Origin of the sequence: Lewinella sp. (genome assembly GCF_050633125.1) — a bacterium.
Lineage (GTDB): Bacteria > Bacteroidota > Bacteroidia > Chitinophagales > Saprospiraceae > Lewinella.
In genome coordinates, this window is the sequence record NZ_JBOEFX010000024.1 from 15040 (window position 1) to 32904 (window position 17865).

Below are 17865 nucleotides of genomic sequence, written 5' to 3' on the forward strand. Positions count from 1 at the left end.
AAATAGTCATGTACGACACAAAATACTGGCCGACTATAGTTTTATTTTTCGTTGATTGCCACTTTCATTATATATTTGGTGGATAACGCGCCGCAGAAGCAGGGGCTTAAGTATTGCCCATGTACTCACTCTGTACGGCTTAACAAAGTCTAAATAACAATGAAATTCTTTACTACGCTCTCTTTAGTATTCACTTGCTGGATTTTAAACGCACAATGCCCTAGTGGTGATGTTGTTCTACTCAGCCAAGCTGAGGTAGACACCTTCGTTGTAACCTATCCAAACTGTACCGAAATTAATGGCGATTTGCAAATTGGCCTTCAATTTGATCCATCTGATATAGCGGACATAAGCGGCCTCTCTACTATTACTTCCGTTGAGAACTTAATTATTGCGGACAACCCTCTGTTAACCGACCTTGGTGGGCTATCCGCAATATCATCTGTAAATGACTTACGGATTTCTTCGAACGCTATCTTAGCTAATCTCAATGGGCTGTCGGGCCTCTCATTTATACACGGTAACCTATTGATTGAGTTCAACGCTGCCTTAACCGATCTTGATGGTCTATCAGAAATCACTTCGTTGGGCGGAGAGCTACGTTTGCGGGCTAACACCTCCCTAACGGACATCAGTGCTCTTTCTGGAATTACTTCCGTAGGAACTAATCTTCGAATTTCCGGACCCAATGCCTTCACGCACCTCGGAGGGCTAGAGAATATATCTTCAGTAGGTGGCAACTTGGAACTTTGGAGTACTTTTCTAACAGACATCAGTGCTCTTTCCGGAATTACTTCTATAGGCGGCTACCTGGATATTTACAATAATGCTAGCTTAACAAGTTTGATGGGCTTAGACAACCTTGCTTCTATAGGCGGTTACCTTCTGGTTTCCGACAACGCTACCTTAACGAGCATAGCAAGCTTAGACAATCTCACTTCCATCGACGGAGTCCTTCAGATATTCTCCAACACTGCTTTAATGAGTCTGACAGGTTTGGATAACCTTGATGCGACGACGATTACAGGTACTACATTTTTGGAGGGTCTTTACATTGGATTCAATCCACAATTGTCTGCCTGTGCCATAGAAAGTATTTGTGATTACCTGGGCGTAGCGCTGAATGAAGGGACCATCACTGATAATGCCATCGGCTGTGCTACACGCGAGGAGGTGGAGACAGCTTGCGTAGTTTCCATCACTGATATTTCCCAAACCGATATTAAGCTATTTCCTAATCCGACAAGCGGGCGATTACAATTACGAAATATCACAGCCGAGCATGTGGATGTTTTTACATCCCAAGGCCAGCGCATCGCTCGCTATGAGAGCCCCGGGCAAGAGCTGGATTTGAGCGCTTTACCCCCGGGAGTGTATCATTTACACCTTATTGCCCCGGATAGTGCGCATGTAGCAAGGGTGGTAAAAAGGTAGGTGAAGGCCTGGTTTTTCTTGTCGTAACTAATTGATTTTAAGGTGGTTGTGTTTTTGTTGTTTTTCAAACTCCGGGTTAGATGTCTTTTTCAATGCTTGATTTAAGCGCGAGAGTAGGGGAGAGGTGCACAAAAAAATGGGCAAAGTGTACTGCTACACTTCGCCCATTTTTATTAAAACATTTTGTTTCAATGCTTTCCCCAGAGTTCTACACGTCCACGGCGATTGGCGCGGTTCTTGGTGTCATACCAGAATACAACTTTAGTAATAATTCTTCGGTTTCCAGGTAAATCCAAGTTTCGAGTAACCTGACCAGCACGTAAGTCTCCGCCACTAAACTGGAATGATTCAGTAGTACCATTGGCAAAGTGAACTACGCAGCGATGAACGTTTATTGGAGCAATTTCTGCTTTCAAGCGAATGGAAGTAAATCGGCCTTCACGTGCAGTAACCAGAATCTCATCACGATCTAGGCCGTAATTGACACGTCGTTGGCCGAGTTTTTCCCAGCGAGGAGGATTCTCTAGGATTAAGCCGTTGGACACGCTGTGGGCGTTAATTGTAGTATTAAAGAAAAATACTGTACAAATGAGCAGTAAGCTGCTGGAGAAATAGGATTTCATGTTTTGTTTTTTTATGAAAAAAATCTGTGGTTAGATCAATCATTAAGATAGCACGTTTAAAGGTGAAGCGTTAAAAAAACGCTAAAATAATTGCCTATAATTTATATTATGTTAACTAAGACTTGAAAAACACCCTATTTTACTACTTCTAGCACTTTTTGCCAAAAATTAGCAGCACACTGTTCCCAAGAAAACTTTTGACCGTGTTGTTGATTTTTCAAGCTCCTGTCTTCATTGCTGCAGAAAATTTCTTCCATACGCCTTACAAGTGATGCAGCGTCATCTGTCTTGAAAAAAAATGCAGCTCCCTCTCCTATTTCCTTCAGGCTGGAATTTTTTGCAGTGATGACATCTGTACCACAAGCTAGCGCCTCTATGATCGGCAAACCAAAACCTTCGTAACGTGAAGGATAAATAAGCGCTGTAGCGTGTGTGTACAAAATCGGCAAATCTGAGAAAGCAACAAAGCCCAGCAATTTGATCTTATTCCTGTACGGATGCTCTGCCAGCGATTGTTGAAAACCAGCAGATTTCCAGCCCATTTGCCCTGCTATTACGAGTTCTACCTCTTGATTGTTGTTAGAACAAAAAGTTTTAAATGAACTAAGGAGCAGTTCTAGGTTTTTACGGGGTTCTATAGTGCCCACGTAAATGAAATAAGGTTTAGTAATCCCCAGTTCATTGATGCGATCGATATTTTTTGTTGGCTTAAAAGCGGCATTGTTACCTAAATAAAGATGCTGCGTTTTCTTTTCTGTAAAAGGAAAAAAACGGACAACATCCTTACTCGTATGGCGGGAATTGGTGAAGACCCAGTCTGTTTTTCGTAAAATCCTTTTCAGGAAAATTTTCTGCAACAATTGGCTGTGCCACCGATGATACTGAGGAAAAAGCAAAGGTGTAAGGTCGTGTATCATCGTGATCCGTTTAATCCTGTGAGGAAGATTAAAAGGACCAAAATGGGCAGGTTCAAAAACGGCTGCCACTCCCCTATTTCGTAATAAAAATGGGATAATAAAGAACAAACGAAACGAGGCGAAACCAATGGGCAAGTGTATATTTGGCACAACAATTTGTTTTACATCAAGACTCGGATCACGCTTTTCACGGATCAGTAGCAGTTGGTCGCCTTTACCTTGGTCTACCAGTGCACGTATTAATTCTCGCGTAAATACGTGCACTCCAGCTTGCTGATTATCAAGAGGATCAGCAAGGATAGCTATAATTGGTTGTTGAGTAGGCTTACTTGTTTTCAAGGAACTAAAAATCACCTGCGATAATTTTTTCGTAATAATGGAGCGTCTCAAAAGCTGATTTTAGGAGCGAAAAAGTATTCGCCTTTTTCCATGCAGCTTCTGCTAATTGTGTATGTAGCACATCATCGGTAATCAATCGGTACATTGCTGTGATAAGCTGTTCCTGATCATGGCTATTTACTGCGATACCTCCATCACCAGCCACCTCTGGCATTGAGCTATTGTCTCCATAGATAACGGGTACTCCAGACTGCATAGCTTCTAATATTGGTAAGCCAAAACCTTCGTAGTGGGAAACGTAACACAGCCCCCGAGCGTGCGCATAAAACAGTGGCAAATCCTCGTCATCAACGAAGCCTGTGAAATAAATACCTTGTTGTCGGTAGAGGTCCTCTTGCTCAAAGAGTTCATCCGTTAGCCAACCTTTTTTACCACAAATGTAGAGGTGTGTAGTGCATTCAGGATAGCGGGTTTTCATGGTTGTAAAAGCCTGAATAAGGTGAGCTATATTTTTTCGAGGTTCCACTGTTGATAAACTCAATAGATAATCACCAAAAGGAGGAAGTTGATATTTTTCTCTTATTGGATCAAAATCTTTTTCTTTTTGAGCACGATTAAACCTACGGCTGACGCCTTCGTAGATAACCTCTGTATTATTCTGAGAGCTGGGATAATGATGGACCAAGTCATTGGCTGTCGCTTTGGATATGGCGACAAAGTGGGTATTTTGAGTTAGCGCTAGCTGCATTCCCTCCTCGGCCAGACGAACATTTTCGGGGGTGTGGAATTCGGGGAATATTCGGTGGGTAAGATCATGTACAGTGACGAGCTGAGGAACGTCTATTTCTACAACCTTATGAAGATGCTGTGGCAAAGGTACGTGCAAAAGATCGTACTGCCTTAGACGTTCATGTGTATCAGCATCTTTATTCCGCAAGGATGCTGATATACGATTCTTGCGGAATCTTGCGAGTAAACCACGAAAAGGCCCATTACGGTAAATGTCACTCAAAGGCCGGTAAATAGCTGATGGCAGGGTTTTCTTCACGATAGACTTCACGCTTAATAATACTTTTTCGTAAGCGCGCAAATTTTCTATCTGGCCTACCTGTTTTGCAAAGGGTGCGAACAGGTTATCTAATTGGGTGTCAGTCAATGACTTTATCCCCCCCTCAAACAAGAGATCGATCTGCCAGTCGGGTTGTACCTGCTGAAACACATAGAGATGGTGTAATAAATCGAGTAGGTAGCGTTTCACTCCATCGTTATCTTGGGTGTAAGCCTTGCTTATTTCGATTAGTACCTTTTTTAGAGGGCGTTCTGTGGACGGCGGTAATACGCCGTCAATATACCCTAATTCCAACATAGGATCACGGTGCAAGTCCCAGAACAGCTGCTGCAGATCAGCCGGCATTTCTTCTTTCCAACTCCCTTTTTTTCCTTTTCGGAAGAATTTTTTTGCAAAATCGGGTCGTTTGCTTAGCGAAGAACCAGAACCGTATTGAGGCTTTCCAAATTTAAGTTCTTCAAAGGTAGGAATCTTGTTTTCAACCGGTTTTGGCAGTTCTACAAAACTACGCAAGCGCTCTGTTTGTGCTAGAGGATCTATGATTAAGTCTTCATATTTTATTATGATTGCCGCACGTTCCTTCCACGATTTTATATTACCTGACCAACCTCCAAAATTACTATCGCCCATCGCTAAAATAGCCTCTAGCAAGTTATTGTAAAAATCAGTTCCCGGTTCAACTAAATCCTTTCGGTGGTGCGCTAAGGATACTAGTGCATCGCGACCGTCTCTTACCAGATAAACGACGGTACTCCCCTCCATTTCAAGGGGTATGTCACTCGGTAGTAAATGCGTCTTTACAATAGGAAAAGAATTCCAATCTATTTGTAACAGGCGGGCTTCTTCCCGATGAAAACTACTGGAAGGCAACCCGTATAATTCGAACATGAGATTACGAAAAAACGTATTCCCAGAGCGTGGAAAGGAGACTAAAGCGATCATGAATCTCAAGATAATAGATAAAACGTTAATTTTACGACATGCTAGATTTTTTACGCAAAGAAAAGCGCATTGCGCATAAGCTTAAGCTCGTGTCCGTACATATTCCCAAGACGGCAGGTACCTCCTTTCGGAACACCTTAAAGGAAATCTACGGAACAGATCAAGTCGTACGCCTAGATGTTAATTTAGAAGACGAGGTGATCCGCGTCAACGAGCAGTTGTGGAATAGAAAGAAGCTTTCGAAGGAGGTACAAGTAGTACACGGCCATTTTTCGCCCCATTTGTTTGAAAAATATTTTCGCTCCTCCCCTGCCCCATTTGTAACTTGGCTTCGAGACCCGGTAGAGCGGGTCATTTCTAATTATTACTATTTGGAGAAGCGTTTAAAGGAAGAGCTCCAAGAGGAAAAAAAAGGCTTGAATATCCTAAGTAAGATGCAACGCAGCCTCCCTGAGTACGTTGCTGATCCTCTCAATCAAAACCGGATAGCAAAGTTTCTGCAAGGTAGATCGCTTGATGATTTTGCTTTTGTTGGCATTCAGGAATACTATGCAGATGACTTACAGCAGCTGGGGCGTATCCTCTCCTGGAAAGAAGTGCCTCACTATCATCATAATGCAACTGGGAAAAGCCGAGCAGTCGGTGATGCACTCCGTGAAGAAATTATTCGCTGTAATCAGGAAGATGTAGCTTTGTACAAACATGCTTTGTCTTTACGAGAAAAACGCTGCTGATCAATGGTAGAGCCCTACCCTAGTTTTGCTGATGTCCATACTTTTTTGCTCTTTGTGGGTTATCCTCGAAGCGGTCATTCATTGGTGGGCGCATTGCTTAACGCNNGCTCATCCACAAGCGATCGTTGCACACGAATTAGATGCGGTAGCAAGGATCAACGCTCAAGTCGAACGCGACCAACTTTTCAGAGATATTGTAGATAGAGATACCGAATTTAAAGATGCGGGCAGCCAGTGGATGGGATATTCTTATGAGGTAACACCTACCCTACCAGAACAGCAAAATAAACTTACTCATATTGGTGATAAACGCGGTGGTACTACTTCCAAGCATCTCTCGGAAAGTTGGCAAGCCTTGGAAGCCATTACTAATTGGGGACTACAGCTAAAAATTCTCCACGTAGTAAGAAACCCCTATGATTGCATTTCTACGGCAATTAAAAAAAGAGAAGCAAAACAAAGGCGGGTTTTTCAGTCACATGATGTTATTCGAAAGATGAATCATTTTATCGAAAAATCTACGGTCATTGATCAATTAATCAAATCGGAGAAATACGACATTTATACCTTAAAATTGGAAGAGCTCATTGCCGATACTGAAAAGGAACTCAATAAGCTTTTGCACTTCGTAGAATTGCCGATAACAGACGAGTACCTAGCTAATTGTAAGCGATTGGTTTGGAGCACGCCGCGTCAACCTCGTTTTGCAAGCCCCCACTGGTCTGCGGCACACAAAACCTACCTACAGCAAAAAATGAGTGCTTTTTCTTTTTTTCAAGACTACTCCTTCTAACTATGACTTCACAAAAAAGACGTGTATTATTCCACCGCTCCTGGACCAAGTACAACGGTGGTACCAGTGGAGGCCAACTGAAGGTAAGGGATGCTTACGAACACCTTTTGTCTTCTGAAAAATATGCTCCTGCACTTTATTATGGAGAAGAAACCGTCTGGTTTGACAATCCTGGGAATTTCTGGCTTCGTTACCGAAATGAAGGGATTGCCGACTGGAGAATTGACGAAAAGGATATTCTCTTTTTTGCTGGCAAGGATTGGAAAGTTCTTGATGAGCATACTGCAAAACACCCACCTGTTCCCATCGTAAATATCGCTCAACCCCGCCATACTCGCCCCGAAGACCCTCGTTACAATTATTTGCAATATCCCGCCATCCGGATAGCTAAAAGCTCTGTAGGAAAACAAATATTAGAAGATTTTGGTGTCAACGGTCCCGTATTCTTAATTCCAGATGCTATTGATTTTAAATTACTACCCGATCCAAATCCTCAGCCTGAATATGATTTACTCATTGTAGGCTTGAAAAACCCTCCCCTCGCCGAGCAGTTATACAAACGCTTACAAAGCCGCAACCGCTGGCGACGTAATAAATGGAAAATCAAAGTACAACTTCCGCCCAAGTTACCTACCCGACAAGACTTTCTAAAGCTAGTGAACAGTGCTAAAGCTGTTGTTTTCTTACCCTTGGATGCAGAACGTGGTGCGGAGGGCTTTTACCTACCTGCATTGGAGGCGATGGTGATGGAAAAGCTAGTGGTTTGCCCCTACGCAGTAGGTAACATCGACTTTTGTTTACCTGATAAAACCTGTCTACAACCTGCCTATGAACCAGATGCTTTATTCCAGGCAGCACTTACTGCATTGAAACTAAACGAAGAAGCCCGACAAGGCTTTATTCAGGCGGGTAAGGAGATCAGTAAACGGCATGATCTCCCCCAGGAACGCGAGGCCATATTAGGGCTATTGGATCGTGTGGATGAGATTTGGGCGGACGACACTCTGTTTTCCTCTAAAAAACAATAACATGGTCATCAACCATCAGCATCCTGGGGCTATGAATCCTCAGAATCATGGAAGGAATGTCTTTAAGTCCTAATAAGCAAGAATATCACCCAGAGTATAGTGCCCAGAAAAAGCATTACTCACTTTAGCCAGGTGGTTTTTGATGTCTCGAATTAATTCCAAGCTGTAGAGTGGATTTTTGTTTTTGCTACGCAAAGCATGTTCGTGATTTGCCGCAGCAGGAATGATGTTCTTCAGGGATTTCCCCCGAGAGGCAATCAAGTCTTCGTAATAAAGGAATTGGCTGCTCTCCAAGGAGCTGTAACCGTTATACATTGCTACTAAAAGTGCTACTTGCCGTTCTATCAGGTCTGGCATGCGTTCAAGAGAATGATAGCATTCAGGGTTCAGCGTCTTCAACACGCTGAGATTTCCCTTCGCTACCGGAGCTTGGATGGTATTCCAGGAAGCGATAGTCGCTACCGGATGCCGTAAGAGAACAAAGACGGGAAAATGGCTGCTCAGTTCGGGAAGTAAAAACGTAAAATGTCCATTCTGCTTAATCACTAATTTAAAATCAGGGCTAAACGACTTTTCAAAACGGAGGGTTCCTTTGCTGACAATGCTACTCCGTTCAGAAGTGCGGTCGTCAGCAAAGGGATTGGAAGGGATACTTCCTCCTTTTACCTTTGACAATGCGGTACCGGTTTCCAAAATACTGGTGCGCATACGGACGAAAAAATGCTGTGTTTCTTCCAGCGCAGTGACCGGATCAGGGAACATTTTCAAGTTCATTGGCTCGTGCAGTGCTGCGGTATTTGGCAATTCGTTCAACAGACTACAGGCTAGTGTTGTACCCGATCGTGGAGGACCAGTCAGAATAATGTCATTGCTCATAATCCGCCTGCATTTTTTGTGCCAAATCCTTCACGGATGATCGAGCATAAAAAGCCCAGTAAGCACCCTCTGACTGGAGTAATCGCTCTGCTAATCGGGATAGGTTCGTTGCGTTGTACAACTTGTTGGCATTGCGATTTTCGAGTATCGGAAAAGAGAAGTTAATATTATGACCGACAATTCGCCCGAGCGTTTTAGCTGGTGAAACAATGAGCTCTTCATAGCGAATGATTTGCCGCTCGGGGAGCTGCTGATATTGCTCGAAGTACCAAGAGAGTATAAATAGCTGGCGGGTCAGTAAGTCTTCTGGATGCTCATTGAGTCGAGCATGAAAACTTGGATTTAGACGGGCTGATTTTGCTACTTTACCCCGTGAGACCGGAACATCAACAGAGTTCCAAGATGCCAGTATGGCCAGCGGATTACGAATAACGGCATAGATCAAATAATGGTCTAGCAAAGCAGGTAGAATCAGCGTAAACTCCGCACAATGCTTCATCAGTAAGGTAAAATTAGGGGATAAAGATTTATTAAAGACTACCTTACTTCTGGTAACAAGTCTTGAACGATCTTTGGGGCTCTTCTCTGAGAAAGCATTGTCTACGATCTTTCCATTACTGGTCCTGGCAAGTGCTGATTGCTCAAAATAAAGGCTGCGGCGAAATTGGCGAAAGTGATCAGCAATAGCCGCCTGTGATTTTTCCGGCGAAGGAAAAAACTGACGATCCATCGGCTCATTTAAAGCGACCATATTGGGCGGTTCGCACAAAAGCCGACAGATGAGGGTAGTGCCTGAACGCGGAACACCCGTGAGTAGGATGTTCTCTCCAGATTTTGCGTAGCGCAGGTAATCGAGCTTTTTGCTAAGTCTCCACATTATTGAGCTGTAATTATTAGGAGTCGCAAAATATACCTTTTTTTAGGAGTTGCAAACGATTATCATTATCGTAGCTTGCTTGACTTTTTAATTTAAATGGGATGAAAGTTTTTTTTTGCAAGTTGATCGCTTTTATTTTATTAGTGGGTGTGCCCTACTACTATTTTCAGTACAATCTGATTACCCAACGTGATGCCTATTACTGGAAAGCGACTCAATCTGCTAACCATCTCATACTTGGAGGTTCAAGAGCATTTAAGGGTATTCTTCCAAGCGTTATAAAAGAAGAGTTACACATTGATGCTCCGATCATCAATTTTGCGTTCAATGGTTTGTTATCTCCTTACGGGGAACCATATTATAATGCTATCAAGCGTAAGCTAACTCCTTCTGACTCCCACAATGGGCTCTATATTTTGTCCGTCGCCCCAGGAAGTATAATGGACTTCGAGGGGGGCAACGGTCGGCGGGAAGAGGCTTTTCGATTCTATCAGTTATGGGACATGAATGCTCTTCCTAACGTCGAATATGTGTTTCGAAATCCCCGCCCTGGATCAGCTTTGTTGGTAAGATTACTACACAATACCTATAACGATAGCGAATCTGCTGTGCACCATCAGATTTACCAAGACGGTGCTCAGTCTACTTTTGTTAAAAAGGGAACGATCCATCGCGGTAAGAAAGAAGACCGCCTACTTCAACACACCATGTATCGTTCTTCTAGTAGAGAAAACAGCCTTAAACAATTGGTTAATCTGTTAGCTGATCGGGGAAACGTTTTTCTGATACGCATTCCGGTGAGCCAACAAATGCTTGCAGAAGAAAATCAAATCTATGAAGATTTTAATTGGGTAATGGAAAAAATTGCTGCTGATAATAAATACGTTAAGTATTTCAACTGGAATGACATCACACCTGAACAGGACTATCGCTTTTCTGACGGCCACCATCACCTAGAGGGAGAAAGTGCCCAGCGTTTTTCTTTTACACTAGCTCAATACATTAAAAATCATCTGGATCAATGAAGGTTAGATTAGTAATGATGATGATTGGTAGCGTGCTCGTGAGCGGGTGTAGTCCGCTATCCTCGGAAACCAACATACAGCATCCTGATCGTCCAAATATTATCCTCATTTTAGCAGACGACTTGAGTAAGGAAGCCTTAGGGTGCTACGGAAACCGTAATGTCCAGACCCCAACTATTGATTACTGGGCTGCTCATGGGTGGCAATTAGAAAGTTTCTATGTTACCAGCCCAGTTTGTTCTCCAAGTCGGGCGAGTATCTTAACCGGACACACTGCTGAAATGAATGAGGTCGAACGTGTTCTCAGGCCTCATAAAATGGCTGTCCAAGCAGGATTATCCACTACAATTCCCAGTTTAGCGGAGTGCTTGGGGGAAAATGGTTACCGGACTGCTCTTTTAGGCAAGTGGCACTTAGGATATAGACCAGAAGAACATCCATTATCGAGAGGGTTTGATTTTTTTCGAGGGTTTATCGGTGGACACATCGATTATATCAGTCACGTAGACGCGACTAATCGATACCGTCTTTTAGATGGCCGCGAAGCTTTACATCGGCCAGGAAAACACCTTACCGAGCTAATTACTGATGAGGCAATTGGCTATATTGAAAACGCTTCTCGAGACACCCCTTATTTTATGTTACTAGCGTATGCCAATCCGCACCGACCTTACCTATTACCAGGAGAAGAAGGCTTATTTCCTGGTAATAGCAACCGGGATGGTATCGACACTCCTGAGAATTACTTGAAATTGGTTGAATTATTAGACCGGCAACTCGCTAGAATTCAGGCCGTTCTCAGCAAAAGAGACAATAACACAGTAATCGTTTTTATATCGGACAATGGTTTTACTTTCAAGTCCGCAGGAAAAGAATCACCACAGGGAGGAAAAGGGACACTGTTCGAAACAGGTTTAGGCGTACCTGGTATTTTCTATTGGCCCGGGAAACTGCAAGCTCAAGTCATCGAAGAAGTGGTGTTGAGTACAGATATCTTTCCTACTCTCACAGCATTAGCTGATGACGAAATCCATTACGAAGGCAGTGGATTATCCATCATAGCGGATACAGGTATATACAACAGGCCCCAACGTGAAATCTATCAATGGTCATTTGGTCCTGCTAAAGTTGTACGACAAGGGGATTGGAAAGCTATCTTCTTATCTAATGATGGAAGTCAGATCACAACCCGACATTTCGAGCATAGTACCTTTACTAGGCACTATGAATTAAGTACGTCTTTTAGTAATCACTTTCCTTTACTATTTAACCTCGCGGAAGACCCTAGAGAGCAAACGGATCTATCCTTATCGGATACAGAAAAACTGCACCAACTTTGGGCTATTTATCAGAATTCAAAGTAAATAAACTCTAAATCCTCCGGAATCCGCAAAAACCAAATGGCCCAGCCTAAAATCAGGTAAAGTAACCACCGAAGAGCAGGATGGCGGAGATGGAGTAACTCTAGTGGCGGTAAATGCCGATGACTATACTCAAAAAGAACACTAAAAAATAAGACGATCCAAAGCAGGGCAAAATCAATGGGATGCATACCCGGATTCCATGCCGTAGTTGGGAGTAAAACTATGCTTTGTAAAAAATGCCACCCCTGGCTAACGGAGGAAGAACAAAAGAAAATATTGGCGAAAGTGAAGGCATTGAAAAAAAAGAAAAATCCAATACCGTTTCTTATTTTTTTACCAAAAAAACGTTTGATTACGGTGTTAACACCTCGCAGCTCTCGCTCTACAATCAAGAATATACCGTTTAATACCCCCCACAAGATATAGGTCCAATTAGCTCCGTGCCACAGTCCAACCAAAAAGAAAATGAACAAGGGGCTGATCATCACATGGCCAATTTTAGCTCTGTGCATGCCAAAGAGTCGGTAGGCATAATCACCAATCCAGCGGGTGAGTGTCATGTGCCAGCCCTGCCAAAATTTTATGGCGGATGAACTCAACAAGATAAGTGGTTTGAAATTATCGGAGAGTCGTACGCCCAGAATACGTGCAGTACCGACCGCCATATCCTGGTAAGCACTGAAATCGTAGTAAATCTGAAAAAAGAACAGGTATCCGGCCAGTAGGACCACCCCCCCACCGTGGGCGCCGGGTTCGGTAAAAACGGCCCCGACAAAGAGCCCAAGGCGGTCCGCCACCACTAGTTTTTTAAATAAACCCCAAAGGAAAAGTCGTAGTCCTTCGGTAACCCGCTGAGAATCGAAACGATAGTTAAAATGCAATTGAGGTAACAAATCCTTGGCGCGTTCGATCGGCCCGGCCACGAGTTGCGGAAAAAAGGAGACATAATTAGCAAAATACCCGAGTTGCCGAACGGGAAGCTGGCGTCCGCGGTACACATCCACAGTATAGCCGATAGTCTGAAAGGTATAGAAGGAAATCCCTACGGGTAAGACTACTTCTAAGAGGTAAGGACTAAAATCAGGATCAGACCATCGAATGAACCAGGCAAACTGTTCTGCAAAAAAATCGTAGTATTTAAAGATAGCCAGTAGCCCTAAATTCACGGTAAGACTAAAGGCAAGCCATCTTTTTTTCTTAGAGCGGTCTGCGGTAGCAGCGATGGCCAGAGCAGCGTAGAAATCCGTCAGCGTAGATGCGAATAAGAGGAGAAGATACCAAGGGTTCCAAAATGCGTAAAACGCATAGCTGGTCAATAGCACCCACCACCATCGATGCCGGACGGGCAGCAGAAAGTACAGCACAGTAAAGAGCGGAAAAAAAAGTAAGAAGTCAAAAGATTGAAACAGCATAAGCTACTATAAGTCGTAATGTTTTACGGTTTTCAATTTTGCCTGCCGCTTCTCTTTATCCAAATGCTTGAGGCAATTATCAACATAAAAAGTAAGCGCGGACTTAACGTCCTGAGAATCTAGAATAACCCTTCCTTCTTCCATCACAATCACTCGGGTAGCGATTTTTAGAATTTTACGAATATTATTCGACACGAACAGCACGCCCGTTGAAGGTTGTTTTACAAATTCTTTCAAGTGCTCAAAACACTTGGTCTTGAAAACAGAATCGCCGACAGCCAATGCTTCGTCAATAATGAAAATGTTGGGATCGGTAGCTACAGCGATCGCGTAAGCTAAACGAGCTCCCATCCCTGAAGAATAGTTACCAAACGGCGTATCCAGCTTCTCTCCTAGTTCACAAAATGCTTCGATAAAGGGTAATCGACGATCGATTTCTTGTTTACTCATACCATAGAGTGCCCCTTTGATATAGATGTTCTCTCGTCCAGTATACAGGGGTTGCATTCCTGATTTAAGCGCAAAAATAGCTGTTGTTTTACTGTTTGCCTTAGTGAGGATTTCGCCTTGTTCTAAGGTGTAAATACCAGCTATCATACGCATTAAGCTCGTTTTCCCAGAACCATTTGCTCCTACTATACCCAGTATTTCTCCGTCTCGTAAATCGAAGGAAATATCTTTCAAAGCCCAGAATTCTTGATGCCTAAGTTGTTCATAGTTATGGCTATAGCCAAATAGGATATCCTTGATTCCATAGTACAGATTGTAACGGATGTCTTTGGCAAATTTCTTGCTCACCTGTTTAACAGAAAGTAACGTTGCTGGCTGATCTGATGTATTCATACGTTGATCATCCTTTCTACAAGCTTGCGCTCAAATTTAGTAAAGGCCCAAAAACCAAAACCTAGAAATAATACACTTCCCAAGCTTACCCAGAGGTAAGTCATCGGTGAGAAAAATGTACCTGCCGTTAGTAGATCACGACTAAAACCAATAAGATAAGTAAGTGGGTTGTAGCTAACAACTGTAGCCAGAATAGGTAATGAAACCTTAGGGGCGTAAATAACTGGTGTCAAAAACATCAAGAAACCGACCATTTTGTCTACTAGCATAGCTAAATCTACGGCTACCACTCTCATCAAAGATACGAGTAACCCCAAGCCTACCCCGACAAATAAAAGAGGGATCAAGGTGAGGGGAAACAAGACACTCCAAGCAGTAAAAGGAATACCGTACAATAGTAATACTATAAGGTTGATCGCAAAAGGAATAACAAAACTAATCATGTGAACCAGCACTTTTTCGGCGATTAGCACCACATGAGGAAAGCGGATCGTAATCATTAAACGACCACCTTCTACGAGTACTTTGCTACTGGCCTGGTAAGCTCCGAGAAAAAAACTCCAAATCGAAGTACTCAGCAATACATAAGCAGGGTAAGGGATGGCAGTGTCCCCGGGGTCCATAATTCCTGCTCCTTGCAAAAGTACCCAGGCGACCACCGCTAAAAGAGGTGTAATGACCATCCAGGATAAACCAATGAATGATCGTTTATACGTACTGGTAACATTTACTTTTACCAACTGCCAAATCAAAAAAGCATTCTTCTTCAGTTGACTAACGTTGTGATACATTTGCTTAAGGATACCGCTCTTAAATGATTGATCAATCGCGATTAAGTCGTCGTCATTTGCCAGATTCATGTATTGATTTGATAATTTAGACCACTTAGTACAAGGTCTAGTTGAGAGACAGAAATAATTCCTTATTACAAAAGTAGCACAATGGATGGAATGATGTTGTATCTTTACCTTGATTGATGTTTAAGATCAGATTTTTTATAACTCTATACTTCTAACAAGCTATGTTGATTCGAATTCTAGCCCTCCTTTTTCTGTTTAGTGCATGTTCAGGTACTGCTGCTATATCCGATATGCCTGAAGAAGAGAAAGAAACCAAGGAACTGAAGTTTATCTTCAAGACACAAGCAGATGCTGCCGAACATCTAGCAGGAGTTTTAGCAGAAACGCCCTACCCTCTTAGAGAAAGTCAAAGAACAGCTATCAACAATGTTGCGGCTACCTATACAGTGGAAAGCCTTAATGCAGGAAAAGAAGCCCGTTCCAAATTGCGTAGAGAAGTCATCGGTATATTAGATGCAGAACAGGTGGAAGCTTGGATAGCTCATAACCAAAAAAAGAAAAGATCAGTTACGATCGAGTAGCACCTTGTTCGCCAGACAAGCTTTTATACAATTGCAAGTATTGTTTCCCTGTTTGTGCCAAAGGGAAACTTCTTTCAGGTACTGAAAGCCATTCTTTCCGATAGGCTTTTTCTAATGCCTCTGTTAGCGCAGAAACAGTCAATGCAGGCAAATGTAAATGCTTCCCGCTCACTACTTCGGGTAAGGCTCTCTGGCCTGAGCTAATAATCGGCACTTCCAAAGCTACGGCCTCTGCTGCCACAAAGCAAAAACCCTCGCTATAAGAAGGGATAACGACAGCATGACTGGATTTTACGGTCGTGAACAGTTCCTTCGTAGTGAGTTCGTGGAAAACAACAACGCTTTCAGGAGGGCAGTCTGCTGCGATCAACGCTTTAATGATCGATAATAAAGAAGGGGGATAGGTTGGAAGTACCAACTGTAATACCACTCGTTCAGAGGAGTGCTTACGAGCAAAAGCTCCCCAAGCTGGAATTAGTAAATCCAAACCTTTTGATACGCCTAGCCGGCCATAATAAATGATTGAAAAATAGGCTGTTTTATCCGTCTCAATCGCTTGAAAACGGTCATAATCAATACCGTTGTAGATGCGATGAATTTTTCCGGGAGCAATCCCCGCAATGATCAAACTAGACTTGGTCGCTTCGGATACCGCAATGTAATGATCAAAAGACAAGCGACTGATCATTTTTTCGAATAAAAAGTACAGCCAACGTTGCCAAATTGCTAGAAAAGGCAGCTGGAACCATAGTTTCCCCCAGTGTTCATGATAAGTAATAATGCTGGGCTTACGCCAAAATTTGGCCACCAGCCAAGCAGGAAAAGCTGCGTTGTAGGTAGTGGTATGAATAATGTCTACCCGTTTGGCCGCCCGAAATAAGACGGGCAGGCTAAACAAAGTGAATAAAAACCGATTGTAGCATTTTACGCGGCGAACCTGAACGCCTTCTATAATTTCGGTGGCAGGCAAATCAGCCCGAAACAAGGTAGTGACGACTTCAACTTCGTGGCCTTCTTGCACCAGCATAGAGGTTACCTGGTGGAACAACTTTTCTGCACCACCGAGGTAAGGGCTGAAATGTTCTAAGACAAAGAGGAATTTCATAACTTATTGAATGGACATTTGGATGGAGAATTCCCTGAAGTGTTATTCTTGTACTTTATTCTCCTCCTCTTTTAAAAACTCCTGTAGTGCCAAAGCCCGTGTGAGTTGGGTTAGTTGGCGGCGTTGTCGCACTTGAATATGATACAACCGATACTGGAAATAGAAAAGTAAACCAACCGCAAAAAACAGAATAGCATTTGTGTTACTCTTGAATCCTAAAACCTGAGCAAAGGCATTCGATATTGTATCAGGGAAAATGGCAAGCACCGAGACTCCAAGCCAAAGTAAAATACCACCTACGGTTTCTCGTAAGTCGATTCGGCCACGGTAATAGCGAAGCAGGTGACTCATAAGAAACAATAGAGCCAAAGCAGGTACCAACCATTGAAAGATGCGTATTTCCATAAGGTTATCTATTTAAAGATCAGTTTCCATAAGAAGTGGAAGGCGGTCATGACGCCCACTTGAAAATCCTGGCCTTTACTCATTGAATATTCCGTATAACGTACGAAAATCGGGCATTCTGAAATTTTCAAATCAGCTTGTTCTGCCTGAATAATCATTTCACTACAATAGCTAAAGTCGTCCTGATAGAGATCAATAGCTTCGATAGCGCGACGATTTAATAAACGAAAACCAGATTGGGTATCGGAGTAGTGATGTTTACAAAAAGTGTTGGTTAATATATTAGCTATCGTATTGAAGATACGGCGTATCCGCGGGATCATATTTTCAGCATGCATAAAACGACTACCTATGACGAGGTCTGCTTCTGTTTCTTCCATGCAAGCCTTTAATGCTAATAAATCCGTAGCTACGTGCTGTCCGTCAGCATCAAGAAAAGCTACCTGTTGCCAGTTTTTTTCTCTAGCAAGACTTATCCCTGTCATACAAGACGCACCTGCTCCTCGGTTTAACAGATGACGAATAACCATTACTCCTTTTCTACGAACATATTCAGTAGTGTTATCACTACTACCATCATCCACAACGACGATGCGGCAAGGAATGGCTGACTGAATCTCATCAATAACATCCCCGATGACTTTCGCTTCGTTATAAGCAGGCAAAATGACCGTAAGGAGCAACTGATCTGGCATTTT

18 protein-coding genes are annotated in these 17865 nt (G+C 42.9%); 7 read left to right on the forward strand and 11 right to left on the reverse strand.

From position 1 onward, the window contains the following. The first annotated feature begins 159 nt into the window (after window positions 1-159). On the forward strand, window positions 160-1434 hold the full coding sequence (locus ACRBG0_RS07180; RefSeq protein WP_431486227.1) for a T9SS type A sorting domain-containing protein: 1275 nt from the start codon (window positions 160-162) through the stop codon (window positions 1432-1434). Between the two features lie 188 nt (window positions 1435-1622). Here the strand turns inward: ACRBG0_RS07180 and ACRBG0_RS07185 are convergent, their stop codons facing one another. From ACRBG0_RS07185 to ACRBG0_RS07195, 3 genes are all read right to left on the reverse strand, one after another. After that, window positions 1623-2057 carry a hypothetical protein gene (locus ACRBG0_RS07185; RefSeq protein WP_431486228.1) on the reverse strand — a complete coding sequence of 145 codons (435 nt, stop codon included), beginning with the start codon at window positions 2055-2057 and terminating at the stop codon, window positions 1623-1625. 134 nt (window positions 2058-2191) lie between these two features. Further along, window positions 2192-3364 carry a glycosyltransferase family 4 protein gene (locus ACRBG0_RS07190; protein WP_431486229.1) on the reverse strand — a complete coding sequence of 391 codons (1173 nt, stop codon included), beginning with the start codon at window positions 3362-3364 and terminating at the stop codon, window positions 2192-2194. Further along, complete coding sequence (locus tag ACRBG0_RS07195) at window positions 3318-5270, reverse strand: glycosyltransferase (protein WP_431486230.1); 1953 nt, start codon at window positions 5268-5270, stop codon at window positions 3318-3320. The genes ACRBG0_RS07190 and ACRBG0_RS07195 overlap by 47 nt, the downstream gene beginning before the upstream one ends. Window positions 5271-5362: 92 nt before the next feature. Here ACRBG0_RS07195 and ACRBG0_RS07200 point away from each other — a divergent pair, with 92 nt between their 5' ends. The 3 genes from ACRBG0_RS07200 to ACRBG0_RS07210 all read left to right on the forward strand — a co-directional run bounded on the left by ACRBG0_RS07200 (window position 5363) and on the right by ACRBG0_RS07210 (window position 7879). Then, window positions 5363-6058, forward strand: coding sequence for a sulfotransferase family 2 domain-containing protein (locus ACRBG0_RS07200; protein ID WP_431486231.1), 696 nt, complete (start codon window positions 5363-5365; stop codon window positions 6056-6058). Between the two features lie 121 nt (window positions 6059-6179). Next, window positions 6180-6851: a sulfotransferase gene (locus ACRBG0_RS07205; protein WP_431486254.1), complete on the forward strand. Its 672-nt coding sequence runs from the start codon at window positions 6180-6182 to the stop codon at window positions 6849-6851. Between the two features lie 2 nt (window positions 6852-6853). Beyond that, a complete protein-coding gene (locus ACRBG0_RS07210) occupies window positions 6854-7879 on the forward strand; it encodes a hypothetical protein (RefSeq protein ID WP_431486232.1) in 1026 nt (341 codons plus the stop codon). Between the two features lie 69 nt (window positions 7880-7948). Here ACRBG0_RS07210 and ACRBG0_RS07215 read toward each other — a convergent pair whose 3' ends face one another. Then, complete coding sequence (locus ACRBG0_RS07215; RefSeq protein WP_431486233.1) at window positions 7949-8755, reverse strand: hypothetical protein; 807 nt, start codon at window positions 8753-8755, stop codon at window positions 7949-7951. After that, window positions 8745-9632 (reverse strand): hypothetical protein, encoded by an 888-nt coding sequence (locus tag ACRBG0_RS07220; protein ID WP_431486234.1) that lies wholly within the window; start codon window positions 9630-9632, stop codon window positions 8745-8747. The genes ACRBG0_RS07215 and ACRBG0_RS07220 overlap by 11 nt, the downstream gene beginning before the upstream one ends. 101 nt (window positions 9633-9733) lie before the next feature. Here ACRBG0_RS07220 and ACRBG0_RS07225 point away from each other — a divergent pair, with 101 nt between their 5' ends. After that, window positions 9734-10657 (forward strand): hypothetical protein, encoded by a 924-nt coding sequence (locus ACRBG0_RS07225; RefSeq protein ID WP_431486235.1) that lies wholly within the window; start codon window positions 9734-9736, stop codon window positions 10655-10657. Continuing rightward, window positions 10654-12021 carry a sulfatase family protein gene (locus tag ACRBG0_RS07230; RefSeq protein ID WP_431486236.1) on the forward strand — a complete coding sequence of 456 codons (1368 nt, stop codon included), beginning with the start codon at window positions 10654-10656 and terminating at the stop codon, window positions 12019-12021. Before ACRBG0_RS07225 ends, ACRBG0_RS07230 begins: the two co-directional genes overlap by 4 nt. Here ACRBG0_RS07230 and ACRBG0_RS07235 read toward each other — a convergent pair. The 3 genes from ACRBG0_RS07235 to ACRBG0_RS07245 are packed head-to-tail and all read right to left on the reverse strand — an operon-like array spanning window position 12006 to window position 15136. Beyond that, window positions 12006-13433: an MBOAT family O-acyltransferase gene (locus ACRBG0_RS07235; RefSeq protein ID WP_431486237.1), complete on the reverse strand. Its 1428-nt coding sequence runs from the start codon at window positions 13431-13433 to the stop codon at window positions 12006-12008. The genes ACRBG0_RS07230 and ACRBG0_RS07235 overlap by 16 nt on opposite strands. A gap of 6 nt (window positions 13434-13439) precedes the next feature. Beyond that, a complete protein-coding gene (locus tag ACRBG0_RS07240) occupies window positions 13440-14276 on the reverse strand; it encodes an ABC transporter ATP-binding protein (protein WP_431486238.1) in 837 nt (278 codons plus the stop codon). Beyond that, window positions 14273-15136 carry an ABC transporter permease gene (locus ACRBG0_RS07245; protein WP_431486239.1) on the reverse strand — a complete coding sequence of 288 codons (864 nt, stop codon included), beginning with the start codon at window positions 15134-15136 and terminating at the stop codon, window positions 14273-14275. The genes ACRBG0_RS07240 and ACRBG0_RS07245 overlap by 4 nt, the downstream gene beginning before the upstream one ends. A gap of 161 nt (window positions 15137-15297) precedes the next feature. Here ACRBG0_RS07245 and ACRBG0_RS07250 point away from each other — a divergent pair, with 161 nt between their 5' ends. Continuing rightward, window positions 15298-15657, forward strand: coding sequence for a hypothetical protein (locus ACRBG0_RS07250; RefSeq protein WP_431486240.1), 360 nt, complete (start codon window positions 15298-15300; stop codon window positions 15655-15657). On the opposite strand, the gene ACRBG0_RS07255 is transcribed toward ACRBG0_RS07250, so the two are convergent. Genes ACRBG0_RS07255 through ACRBG0_RS07265 form a run of 3 tightly spaced genes read right to left on the reverse strand, consistent with a single transcriptional unit; the run spans window position 15644 to window position 17862 of the window. Beyond that, the gene (locus tag ACRBG0_RS07255) at window positions 15644-16762 is read right to left on the reverse strand and encodes a glycosyltransferase family 4 protein (RefSeq protein WP_431486241.1); all 1119 of its coding nucleotides are present in this window, start codon (window positions 16760-16762) and stop codon (window positions 15644-15646) included. The genes ACRBG0_RS07250 and ACRBG0_RS07255 overlap by 14 nt on opposite strands. A 42-nt stretch (window positions 16763-16804) precedes the next feature. Continuing rightward, entirely contained in the window at window positions 16805-17167 is a 363-nt protein-coding gene (locus tag ACRBG0_RS07260; RefSeq protein ID WP_431486242.1) for a DUF2304 family protein, read from the reverse strand. An 8-nt stretch (window positions 17168-17175) separates the two neighbouring features. Then, the gene (locus ACRBG0_RS07265) at window positions 17176-17862 is read right to left on the reverse strand and encodes a glycosyltransferase family 2 protein (RefSeq protein WP_431486243.1); all 687 of its coding nucleotides are present in this window, start codon (window positions 17860-17862) and stop codon (window positions 17176-17178) included. Between the last annotated feature and the right edge of the window lie 3 nt (window positions 17863-17865).

Coding starts and splice junctions, on each gene's coding strand:
- ACRBG0_RS07180 (WP_431486227.1), top strand. CDS start 160: ATGAAATTCTTTACTACGCTCTCTTTAGTATTCACTTGCTGGATTTTA.
- ACRBG0_RS07185 (WP_431486228.1), bottom strand. CDS start 2,057: ATGAAATCCTATTTCTCCAGCAGCTTACTGCTCATTTGTACAGTATTT.
- ACRBG0_RS07195 (WP_431486230.1), bottom strand. CDS start 5,270: ATGTTCGAATTATACGGGTTGCCTTCCAGTAGTTTTCATCGGGAAGAA.
- ACRBG0_RS07200 (WP_431486231.1), top strand. CDS start 5,363: ATGCTAGATTTTTTACGCAAAGAAAAGCGCATTGCGCATAAGCTTAAG.
- ACRBG0_RS07210 (WP_431486232.1), top strand. CDS start 6,854: ATGACTTCACAAAAAAGACGTGTATTATTCCACCGCTCCTGGACCAAG.
- ACRBG0_RS07215 (WP_431486233.1), bottom strand. CDS start 8,755: ATGAGCAATGACATTATTCTGACTGGTCCTCCACGATCGGGTACAACA.
- ACRBG0_RS07220 (WP_431486234.1), bottom strand. CDS start 9,632: ATGTGGAGACTTAGCAAAAAGCTCGATTACCTGCGCTACGCAAAATCT.
- ACRBG0_RS07225 (WP_431486235.1), top strand. CDS start 9,734: ATGAAAGTTTTTTTTTGCAAGTTGATCGCTTTTATTTTATTAGTGGGT.
- ACRBG0_RS07230 (WP_431486236.1), top strand. CDS start 10,654: ATGAAGGTTAGATTAGTAATGATGATGATTGGTAGCGTGCTCGTGAGC.
- ACRBG0_RS07235 (WP_431486237.1), bottom strand. CDS start 13,433: ATGCTGTTTCAATCTTTTGACTTCTTACTTTTTTTTCCGCTCTTTACT.
- ACRBG0_RS07240 (WP_431486238.1), bottom strand. CDS start 14,276: ATGAATACATCAGATCAGCCAGCAACGTTACTTTCTGTTAAACAGGTG.
- ACRBG0_RS07245 (WP_431486239.1), bottom strand. CDS start 15,136: ATGAATCTGGCAAATGACGACGACTTAATCGCGATTGATCAATCATTT.
- ACRBG0_RS07250 (WP_431486240.1), top strand. CDS start 15,298: ATGTTGATTCGAATTCTAGCCCTCCTTTTTCTGTTTAGTGCATGTTCA.
- ACRBG0_RS07255 (WP_431486241.1), bottom strand. CDS start 16,762: ATGAAATTCCTCTTTGTCTTAGAACATTTCAGCCCTTACCTCGGTGGT.
- ACRBG0_RS07260 (WP_431486242.1), bottom strand. CDS start 17,167: ATGGAAATACGCATCTTTCAATGGTTGGTACCTGCTTTGGCTCTATTG.
- ACRBG0_RS07265 (WP_431486243.1), bottom strand. CDS start 17,862: ATGCCAGATCAGTTGCTCCTTACGGTCATTTTGCCTGCTTATAACGAA.